We start from the raw sequence: 10,211 nt of genomic DNA, 5'->3' as shown, positions 1-10,211 counted from the left end.
GTTACTGGTTAAATCCCAAAATTGATGACCCCCTAAAATTTAAAAAGCAAGTCAAATATATCTGTCAACTGCATCAAAATGCCTTAAAGTTATTAGAACAAGGTATTCATTTGGTTAGTACCGATGAAATGACAGGTATTCAAGCTCTTGAAAGATTATTTCCAGCCAAACCAGGCAAGCCTAAACAAGTAGAGAAAATCGAATTTGAGTATGAACGCCACGGAACCTTAAGCTTAATTGCTAACTGGGATGTAGCCAGAGGAAAAGTACTTACTCCCTCTATCGGTGCAACTCGAACTGAACAAGATTTTTATGAACATATCCAGAAAACAATTCAGACTGATGAAAAAGGGTCATGGATTTTTATCGTGGATCAACTCAATACTCATAAATCAGAAAGTTTAGTTAATTTAGTAGCATCAAACTGTGGAATTACTACGGATTTAGGAGTTAAAGGGAAAGAAGGAATTTTAAAATCCATGACCAGCCGTGAGGCTTTTTTATCAGATGAATCACATCGGATTCGCTTTGTATATATTCCGAAACATACATTAGGGCTGAACCAAATTGAGTGTTGGTTTTCTATTTTAGTCAGGCGTTTGCTCAAAAGAAGTAGTTTCTGTTCGACTGAAGACCTGGAGCAAAAGATTCTGAATTTTATTGATTACTTTAATTGGCATTTTGCCAAGCCGTTTGTGTGGAAGTTTGAGGGTTTTAAAGATCATGATTAACTGGTGGATTATTTCCGCCTAGCTGCACTAGCTGAAGACGTGGCTCGTTTCAACAAAGTAACAATTCGTTTACAAGAACTAGAACAGGAGAAATCAATGTCTAATTACGAAATTATTCTCAAACCTGTACAATCTCAGTTGGTTGCTGGCACTTTAGGAGTGCTTCCCGATTTTGATAATTGCACTTCCATCATTGAGAAACTGTTTGAGCGAGTTTATGGTTATGTTTTTAGTCAAGGAATCAAAGATGTTGGTAGTGGTATTAATGTCTATCATGAAACTAAATTACGAGATCAACACATTCCTTTCGAAGCAATTGTGCCCATACCTCACACTATACCTCATGATCATCGTCAAGCTCCTTCCGTGTGGGTGTATGAATTGCCTGAAGTGGAAACCATGGCTTGTGTAGTGCATCATGGTTCATTTAATTCCCTGGGAAATGCTTACTGTAGCTTATTGGAATGGATAGAGAAATATGGCTATCAAATTGCTGGTTCTACTCGCGAAGTTTACTTGCACTATAGAACTCTTGCAAAAATATTTTGTGATCTGATAAGGGGTTATTTTTGTTTGAATTTTTGTTGATTGAAATAGTAAGAATCGAGCTATTTTTTTCGATTAACTATTATTGGGCGATCGCTATATTAAAAATTGACAGCAAAATCTATTTCAGTAATTAATTGATTACTGAAAAAATTGGAATAGTTTAATTTTAAAACCGCGATTATTAGGCTAATTCATGATTATAAATACCAGCAATTAAATTCGCTCTTAAGCCAAACCTGCGATGCCGATTTCTATATCGATACGACAAAATTTTAAAGATTTTTAAACGACGATTAATATGCTCAACAGCAATTCTTAATCGATTTAATTGACGATTATATTTTTTCTGTTCCTTGGTTAATTTTCCGCCTCGGGGTTTTTTGATAGGGGTTTCACTATTCCCATGAATTTTAGTGATTCCTTGATATCCTTTATCCCCTATAACTTTAAGCAATTGATGAAATCTTACCTGACTACTTTTAAATAATCTAAAATCATGAGTTCTCCCTTTTTCATGATCTAGACATATTATCTTTCCTGTTTTTTCTCCAAAGACTACTTGGGTTTTTAAAGTATGCTCTCCTTGTTTTCCACGCATTAAATCTTTTTTGATGTTTTTTGGGTCTTTCAATTGGACTTTCCATGACATCCATTAAAATTAATTTTTCATTAAGAGCATTTTTCAATAACTTTTTCTTCCCTGGTAAACTGAATTTTCGAGATTGAATTAAAATATTTTCAACTTTTTTGACTATACGACATACTGTAGATTCGGCTAGTTTCCAATCTTTTGATATATGAAAGTAGGTTCGATATTCTCTCCAGTATTGAAGTGTTACTAAAACCCGATCTTCAATAATTAATTTGGCTCGACGCCCTGGTTTTTTCTTCTGTTTTTCTTCTGCTTTTACCAAGCGTACCATTAACCGAAAAGTTTGTCGTTTAACTCCAGTAAGCCGCTTAAATTCTCTTGACGGAAGTTTAATAGCTTGCCAATATTTCATGTTTGATTAATAAAAAAGTAAAACTTCTTAGCATACCACAAAATATTTTTGCAAGAGTTCTAATCATGGTCTTTCTACCGCACAGCGGGGCTGGTTAAAAGAGTTGACTTATCTTAATAGCGTCACAACTGGCACGCTAACTTATAAAGACATATACGATAATGATGAAAACAAGGATGATCATAATAGAGAAACGAGTGATAAAGCCGTAATATCCGCTAGTCGTAAGAGGATTTCCATGGGATTTAGTAATTCCCAAACTACAAACAGTGCTGGTGGAGGCAGCCGATTAGAAACGATGCCACCTTTCTACATAATGGCCTTCATCATGAAAACTTAAGGCAAAGACTTTAGCCAATTCATGATATTAATCTAGCAACAAAAACTCTTACATTTTTCAGGCTAGCCCTCATGCAAAATTGGGGTTCCTTTTCAGGAATTGCATTGATGGATGAATACTTGACTAATAAAAGTGTTCCCAGGCAAAGCTAAGATAATTATCAGTCAATCATTCAGAGTTTTGTTAAACATATTCTGTCAGCCAACTTATGGAGCCATATATTGAAGTTTATGATGAAACGATCTCTCACGATTTTTGTAAGCTTGTGATTAATTATTTCGAGAACTGTAAAAAAGAACAATATTGGGGCATGGTGCAGCCAAATGTACGTAAGTTTGAACGCAAAAAAGTCAAGGAGCTAGCGTTGTCCCCTGACAATGAGGTCGAATGGGAAATTTTATATCAAGCTCAAAAATCTCTACTCAGCTATTTGCAAAGGTATCAGAAAAAGTATTCTGCTATCGATATTCCACTGGTTCCGACACAGTTTCGAATCAAAAAATATGATAATGATGGAACTCACTTTTTTGATTGGCATGTAGATGTCTCGCGAATTTCAAATAGTAAACGCATGCTTGTTGCTCAATGGTATTTGAACACCGTTGAGGAAGGAGGAGAGACTGAATTTAAAGTGATTAAGACAGTGACTTACAAAGTCCAACCTCTTCAAGGGCGGTTGTTGATGTTTCCTCCATTTTGGACCTATCTACATAGAGGGAAGCCTCCCATATCAAACCCCAAATATATAATGTCTACTTTCTTGGAGATGAACTATTAAAAATAAATTTGCAATCAATACATAACTCACTTTCTACAGATTATTTTCGCTGAAAAGCTAGCCATGCAAAACGACCAACTTATAGTAAATAAAACAGAAAAATATGTCCCCCTAGATATTGAAGGGTATTTACTGAATGATCTTAATTTTGATCGTATTTCGGATGCATTAAAGGACATAATAAATTTATTAAAAAAGGCTATCCTTAGTCACGAACATTATAAAAATATTCACAGCATTTATATGCGCGGCTCAATTGCAAGAGGAAAGATTTATGTGCCCCTTTCTGATATTGACTTAATAGTTCTTTTTTACCAAGATACTTCGATTAGGGAGCTCAAAAAAAAACTAAGTAAAATAATTCAAGAGGTATATTCTGAGAATATGAAAATTGATATTTATGGTGTGAACTATCAAGCATTATCACGGAATACTCAATTTAGCCTCAAAATTAATTCCATTTGTATTTATGGCGTAGATGTATCTGAAAAGATACAAAAATTCAAGCCAGACAAAAGTATTTGCTTTTTACAACAGTCATTTGTACAGGATGTGCAAACAGCTAAAGCCGACCTTCGCGCCTTGAAGACACTATCGTTCAATGACATGTACAAACAACCGATACTCAAGATTTATGGATGGATTGCAAAAAGGATTTTAAGAGTTGGTTTAGAATTATAGCTAACTGATTTTAGAATGATTCATTTTATTTAGCTGTGCAGCCAAATTATCAGAGAAGTGCTCAAAGTCTTTTTTTGCGGATTTGACATAATGTTTGAGATTAGCCCATGCATGTTCGATGGGGTTTAGATCTGGAGAATAGGGGGGAAGATTTATCAGTTGGGCACCAGTACTTTCAATGAGATTTTTGATGTCATTTCCCCGATGCCAAGGAGCATTATCCATGATAACAACCATCCCATGAGTGAGATGTCCCTGAAGGTGAGATTTAATCCAATCCATAAAAACCTTCTTGTTGACAGTATGGTCATAAGTGTTTGTGGCAAAAAGTTTATTATCTGTTGACCAAGCCCCAATGATATTGGTTCTACCCTGTCTTTTGCCATCAGTTAGACCGTGTACTTTTTCTCCCTTGAGAGCATAGCCATGAGTTCTTTGCAAACGATGACATAGCCCACTCTCATCTAGATAAACTCTCTGTTGTTCGGGATACTGTTCTATCTCTTTTAAATAATCGTTTCGCCTTTGTTGGTCCCGTTCTCGGTACTGCGGTGTCTTTTTTTTCGACTAATCTTCAATCTTTTAAGTGCTCGACATACGGTATTTTCTTTGGCTCTAATCGCTTCTGCTATTTCTGCTTGATAGGCATCGGGATTTAATGCGACATAAGCTTTTAATTTTTCATCATCTACTCTAAACCCACCTCTTTTTTTGGGGTAAATAGCTGCAAGCTCTCCTCTTAAGGCTCTTTTTTCCCATCGAAGAATACTTGTTCTACTAGCTCCAAGCATTCTTGATATTTCTGTTTTGCTTTTGCCTTCTTCTAACAGGTCTAATGCACGTTGCCGCATATCTAAAGAATATGCCATTTTTAGGTTTTATTTTCGATTGTTTAAGGGTTATTATCCCAATTTAGCTTTAATTCTTCAGCGATTCAAACTTATTTCAGTTAGCTATAACTATGCCAATTCATGGTCAGTATAGTCGAGACTTATATAGTTGCTATCTTACTTTTTCCAAAATATTTCCAGCCTATGCAGATGACATGTTCCTCATATTTACACGATACATTAAGCGTTGTGATGATATTGATAAGCTGTTGCAGGCTATTGATGCAGTAGATGACTTTCTGATTAAAAAAATCAACAATCAGTAGATTACGAAGTCATGAAACAATGAGGTTTTCAGCCTACAAGATCCTATGTTCAACCATAAGTTGGCGATCATCAATTGGAAGAATAATCTCTTGAAAAGCTTATACATTCTAGTTTATATCCATAGGAAATATCGATAAAAACCTCATTACATAAATCTTATAGAAAAGTTTGTGCTCTACTGACAATGGTCTTTGCCTCTCAAAGATATTTTCGAATGGTACATATTAAGTAATTGAGACTCTAGACTCTAATGAAACAACAACTCCAACAACGCCTCCAAGAACTCGAAACTGAGTTTCAATCAGGTCAACAAGTATTAGCAGAGCTTGAAACCAAAAAAGCCAACCTTCAAGATACCTTACTCCGTATTGAAGGTGCGATCCAGGTCTTAAAAGAAGAATTGGCGAAGACAGAGAATACAGAATCTGATACTTCCTTGGACGCTTTAGATGGTAAACCCGCCGAGATGGTAACAAACTCCCATGACTGAATCTCTCATCACCATCTCCAATGCTCCCCTTCCCCATCCTGGCATGGATTATGCCTTGCTACGAGATGAAGGTATCAAAGCGATCGCCCAACTAGCAGGAAATCGCTGGACTGATTACAATTCCCACGATCCTGGGATTACTATACTAGAAGCCCTTTGTTATGCGATCACCGATCTCAGCTACCGTCTTGATTTTGCGATGGAAGATCTGTTGGCCTATCCCCCCAGTGAGTCAGATCCTCCATCCCTGTTTTTAACCGCGAGAGATATTCTCACCGTTAATCCCCTAACCATCAATGACTATCGCAAGATATTAATTGATATTGATGGTATTAAAAATGCCTGGTTAGAACCAATTGAGATCCCCCAGCCTGAACTTTATTATAATGCCACCAAAGCCAGCTTAAGCTTTAGCAGCCTCAACCTTGCCGAACCCGTTAACTTGCGAGGACTCTACCGAGTTCTGCTAGAAAAAGAACCAGGCTATCAAGATGAAGATCTGGTCAAAGCTGCTACTGAGAAACTTCAAAAACAGCGCAATCTCTGCGAAGACTTTGTTGAGATTCGAGTCTTGCCACTGGAAGAAATCATCATTAAAGCTGAAATTGAAATTGGCGATGGAGTAAATCCCCACCAATTAATGGCACAGCTTTACACTGCCTTAGAACGGGAAATTTCCCCTACCTTAGAATTTTTGTCCCTGACAGAATTACTCAATCAGGGTATGCCAGTAGAAGATATTTTTGCCGGACCTCAGCTTGAGCATGGCTTTATCGATGATGAACAATTACAAAAGTTCCAGCGCCAGAGCGAACTCCACACATCCGATCTAATTCATCTTATTTTAGATATGCCTGGGGTTAATGCCGTTAAAAGTATCACCATTGCCAGCGATCGCTCCCCAACACCTCAGCTATGGGCTTTAGATCTCGATCCTCAGCTCACCCCTAGTTTAAAGTCCATCAAGAAAGCCGTAGAATCTGGCGATATCAAATTCTATAAGGGTCAGATTAATTGCCCTCTAGATTCGGTCAAAGTAGAAGGGGCGAAAGATGCTTTTTTGGCTAACTCTGACAAATCCTTAGACGTAAAGACCCCCCAAGATATTCCCATTCCTAGAGGAGATTATCGCGAATTAGCCGACTATGTTTCGATCCAAAATGAATTTCCCCTCACCTATGGCATCGGTGACATTGGTTTACCTGCCTCTGCTACGGCAGAGCGTCAAGCCCAAGCCAAGCAATTACAAGCTTATTTGATGGTTTTCGATCAGCTCCTCGCCAACTATTTTGCCCAACTCGATCGGGTCAAGGAGCTATTTTCCTTCAGCAATCGGGAAATAAAAACTTATTTTGCCCAGAGCATTGAGCATTTCCCTGGTGCAAAGACAATTCTCAAGAATTCCTATGGAGAGTATCTTCAGCAGTCAGCCATCAGCGAGGCAGAAGAATTAGAGCGCAAAAACCGTTTTCTAGATCACCTCATTGCCCAGTATGGGGAAACATTTACTGATTATTCGCTACTCTATCCTGATTCCGATCTTTCGACGGAGATCGTCCAACATAAAGTTGATTTTGCCCTAGATTATCCTCAAGTTAGTGCGGGTCGTAATCAAGCTTTTAACTACACTCTCGATCCTAATAAAATCGAAAATTTCCATAATGTATCTGGGTTGAAACGACGTATTGCCAGATTATTAGGTATCGAACCAGATCGCCAATTTCTGGCTTCCTCTGATGATACCGAAGGTTTTTATCTCGTTGAACATATTCTGCTGCGCCCCCGCCTCGAAGATGTCCCAGCCCCTGATTCAGAACAATCTCAAGACTTTCTGAGTTTTTCCCACCCGATTACAGAATTCAAGGCATCGGATAACACAAGCTATGTCACTTGCACTTCCGAAAATCATGGTCTGAAAAAAGGCGATCGCCTGGATATTTTCTATTCCATTTACTACAACGGCACTTACTCCATCACCAATATTAAGGCAGATACCTTTGATATTGACCGCCAATTCATCTCAGGAGAAACAAAAGATACTGGAGCCTGGGTCAGAAGTGACCAATTTCCCGATCCTTTTTCCTTTCAAATCAGTGTGATTCTTCCAAACTGGTCTGGTCGGTTTAGTAATCCGAGCTTTCAGCAATTGGCGATCTCTACCCTTATTGCGGAAACTCCAGCCCATATTACCCTGCATCTCCACTGGTTCGAACGGGCTAAAATGCAAGACTTTGAGACTACCTACGCCATCTGGTTACAACAGTTAGCCAGCGATAGTAGTACTGATACTATTCCATCAGCAGACTATACCAGTCGCCTGATTACTCTCTTGGAATTAGGCTCTAGTATGATCCAACAACCTCCCGCTTTACTGGGATATATGACCATTGTTGAGAACGATCAAGATAGGGTAGAAAATCCCTTTATCGTCCTTTGATTAGAGATAAATTTGGATAGGTGCAAATGACTTCTCAACGCCATATCATCAAGCGACAGATCCTCGATCTCCACATTAACTCTGAGCTCAAAGCCTTTGAGCTACAAAACAAAATAAGTGCCCTCTATCGCAGTAAGATTATTCCTCTGATCGAATCATACTGCAATCAAATCAGCGATCCAGAGCAGATTTTCCGAATCAATCGCCTAGAAATCGACCTCGGAACTATTGATGAAGCCAACCTAGAATCAGATTTTGTCCAAAAAGTGACAGATGCCCTCTCCCAAGAGTTCTCCCAACAAAGAGCAAGCTACCCCCCCAACATCATTAAACTCAGTTGCGCAAACATCATTCTCTCCTAATTCTGAGCAATCAAGATCGCAATCCTCAATGTCTGAATTTGGCGATCGCCAAAAACCCGAAGTCAAGGAAAATTATGAACCAATCAATATTATAGATGCAAATTTAGAACTATTGCATTACTTTTTCCACACTGGTTGTTTACCTTGGTGGTGCGAACCATTAAATCAAAAGCATCTAGAAAAAAGTTTTACCCATCTCCTGACTAAAGCCCCGAAAATACTGAGAAACCTACTGCAAAATAGTCTGACTCAAGAAAAGCCAAGACAACGCATTCTTGAGCAATTTTCGGAAGCAATACGGTTAGAGATACTCAAGCTTTTAGCACCTACTTGGTATTCTGTAATTCACCCTTATTTTACCGATATTCAAACCCTAACGCCTGTTGTCAAATCTTGGCAAAATGTCGATTTTCTTCGACTCAAACCAATAATTTGGCAAGGATTTTTGTTACAGCTTGCTCTACATCCAATCTCAAAGCCCAGCATAGATATCATTCTCAGGGAAAACCTGTTACATATTGCGACTCAGTTAAAAATAGAGTGGCGATCTCTCATAGCAGAATTGCAATCTGCAATAGCAATTTTGACAGCATCAGGAACTAAATTTTCCAGTGAATTACCGCAAACATTAATTAATTCATCCCCAAAGAGAATAAGACAATTATCAAGCCCAGAAAGCAAGATAATAAAAAACATTAAAAACCTGATCGAGCTATTAACTAAACTTCAAGATTTAGACTTTACTGTACCGAATATAGCTTCCTATAATTCCAGTATCAAAACGACTCTAAAACAAATCAACAATTTAATTACTCAAGAATCTTCTATTTCTTTAGATAGTCAATTAAAATATCTGCCACAACTAATTTTAACCTGCGAAACTCAAATTACTGCACTAGAAAAACAAGCAAGATCCCCTAGCCTGAATCAAATCCTGTCGGAAATCAAAACTGTTATTCAGGCGATCTTCGATCATTCTCTAACGACCCAAAATCCAATATCTCAGCTAATATCTCAGCCAGAAATTTTTCCATTAACAACTAGCGAATCCCTCCTCCATAAGAAGTTAGACGAAAGAATTGAAGCTGACCCATTCAATAATTCATCTGTCGCTTTTAGAAACAATTCCGAAATTTACATCCAAAATTCTGGATTAATTTTATTGTGGCCATTTCTTAATCGATTTTTTGAAACCTTAAGCCTAGTCCAATCAGGAAAATTCATAACATCTCAGACTGCTCACCGAGCAATACTGATACTTCAGTATTTAGTAGACGGTTCGACTGAATCCTTAGAGTATTTATTACCTTTAAATAAACTTTTGTGTGGCAAAAGTCTTGAAGAACCTATTCCTAACAGTTTAGTTTTATCAAAAGATGAGCAGAATGAATGTGAAGAGCTTCTCTGTGCAGTCATTCAAAATTGGTCAGTTCTGAAAAACATTTCAATTGATGGTCTCAAAAGAGGTTTTTTGCAAAGAAATGGAGTTTTGAAATTCAAAAATGACCATCTTTTACTACAAGTCGAACATAAAACTCACGATATTTTAATCGATCAAATGCCTTGGAGTATTCGTATCATCAAGCTTCCTTACATGCTTCAGATTCTTCATGTCGAATGGTAATACAGATAATCTTTACAAAACACTGGAGGTCAATAATTGATGGGCATTTTAGGAATTG

At 37.7% G+C, this 10,211-nt stretch carries 11 protein-coding genes and 1 pseudogene; 9 read left to right on the top strand and 3 right to left on the bottom strand.

Annotated features, from left to right (window positions below):
• Positions 1–128 precede the first annotated feature (128 nt).
• Together PLEUR7319_RS0116185 and PLEUR7319_RS0116180 are read left to right on the top strand one after the other, a co-directional pair.
• On the top strand, positions 129–731 hold the full coding sequence (locus tag PLEUR7319_RS0116185; protein ID WP_019504247.1) for a transposase: 603 nt from the start codon (positions 129–131) through the stop codon (positions 729–731).
• 3 nt (positions 732–734) lie between these two features.
• Positions 735–1,319 carry a GyrI-like domain-containing protein gene (locus tag PLEUR7319_RS0116180; RefSeq protein ID WP_019506270.1) on the top strand — a complete coding sequence of 195 codons (585 nt, stop codon included), beginning with the start codon at positions 735–737 and terminating at the stop codon, positions 1,317–1,319.
• Between the two features lie 142 nt (positions 1,320–1,461).
• On the opposite strand, the gene PLEUR7319_RS35645 is transcribed toward PLEUR7319_RS0116180, so the two are convergent.
• Positions 1,462–2,284 (bottom strand): IS5 family transposase gene (locus PLEUR7319_RS35645; RefSeq protein ID WP_144054247.1). Its coding sequence is split into 2 segments (ribosomal slippage): positions 1,462–1,872 and positions 1,874–2,284, totalling 822 coding nucleotides; the frame shifts between segments, so codons are not numbered across the junction.
• Between the two features lie 548 nt (positions 2,285–2,832).
• Between PLEUR7319_RS35645 and PLEUR7319_RS38240 the strand changes: the two genes are divergently transcribed.
• Positions 2,833–3,402, top strand: coding sequence for a 2OG-Fe(II) oxygenase (locus PLEUR7319_RS38240; protein ID WP_019506269.1), 570 nt, complete (start codon positions 2,833–2,835; stop codon positions 3,400–3,402).
• A gap of 63 nt (positions 3,403–3,465) precedes the next feature.
• Positions 3,466–4,083, top strand: a complete 618-nt coding sequence (locus PLEUR7319_RS0116165) for a nucleotidyltransferase domain-containing protein (protein ID WP_019506268.1) — start codon at positions 3,466–3,468, stop codon at positions 4,081–4,083.
• Here the strand turns inward: PLEUR7319_RS0116165 and PLEUR7319_RS0116160 are convergent.
• Both PLEUR7319_RS0116160 and PLEUR7319_RS0116155 read right to left on the bottom strand, forming a co-directional pair.
• Positions 4,084–4,587 (bottom strand): annotated as a pseudogene (locus PLEUR7319_RS0116160) (IS630 family transposase); the annotation flags it as partial.
• 2 nt (positions 4,588–4,589) lie between these two features.
• A complete protein-coding gene (locus PLEUR7319_RS0116155; protein WP_019503404.1) occupies positions 4,590–4,952 on the bottom strand; it encodes an IS630 transposase-related protein in 363 nt (120 codons plus the stop codon).
• A 92-nt stretch (positions 4,953–5,044) separates the two neighbouring features.
• On the opposite strand from PLEUR7319_RS0116155, the gene PLEUR7319_RS42730 reads away from it, so the two are divergent.
• From PLEUR7319_RS42730 to PLEUR7319_RS0116130, 5 genes are all read left to right on the top strand, one after another.
• Positions 5,045–5,239 (top strand): hypothetical protein, encoded by a 195-nt coding sequence (locus PLEUR7319_RS42730; protein WP_019506267.1) that lies wholly within the window; start codon positions 5,045–5,047, stop codon positions 5,237–5,239.
• A gap of 251 nt (positions 5,240–5,490) precedes the next feature.
• Positions 5,491–5,730, top strand: coding sequence for a hypothetical protein (locus tag PLEUR7319_RS0116145; RefSeq protein WP_019506266.1), 240 nt, complete (start codon positions 5,491–5,493; stop codon positions 5,728–5,730).
• Entirely contained in the window at positions 5,723–8,167 is a 2,445-nt protein-coding gene (locus PLEUR7319_RS0116140; RefSeq protein ID WP_019506265.1) for a hypothetical protein, read from the top strand. The genes PLEUR7319_RS0116145 and PLEUR7319_RS0116140 overlap by 8 nt, the downstream gene beginning before the upstream one ends.
• Before the next feature lie 26 nt (positions 8,168–8,193).
• Complete coding sequence (locus PLEUR7319_RS43150; RefSeq protein ID WP_019506264.1) at positions 8,194–8,529, top strand: contractile injection system tape measure protein; 336 nt, start codon at positions 8,194–8,196, stop codon at positions 8,527–8,529.
• 28 nt (positions 8,530–8,557) lie between these two features.
• Positions 8,558–10,153, top strand: a complete 1,596-nt coding sequence (locus PLEUR7319_RS0116130) for a contractile injection system tape measure protein (RefSeq protein WP_019506263.1) — start codon at positions 8,558–8,560, stop codon at positions 10,151–10,153.
• Positions 10,154–10,211: the final 58 nt, after the last annotated feature.

The sequence above is a fragment of the Pleurocapsa sp. PCC 7319 genome (assembly GCF_000332195.1).
In the GTDB taxonomy this organism is placed as follows: domain Bacteria; phylum Cyanobacteriota; class Cyanobacteriia; order Cyanobacteriales; family Xenococcaceae; genus Waterburya.
The sequence above is the reverse complement of the archived record's forward strand: the minus strand, read 5'-3'. Positions and strand labels throughout refer to the sequence as shown.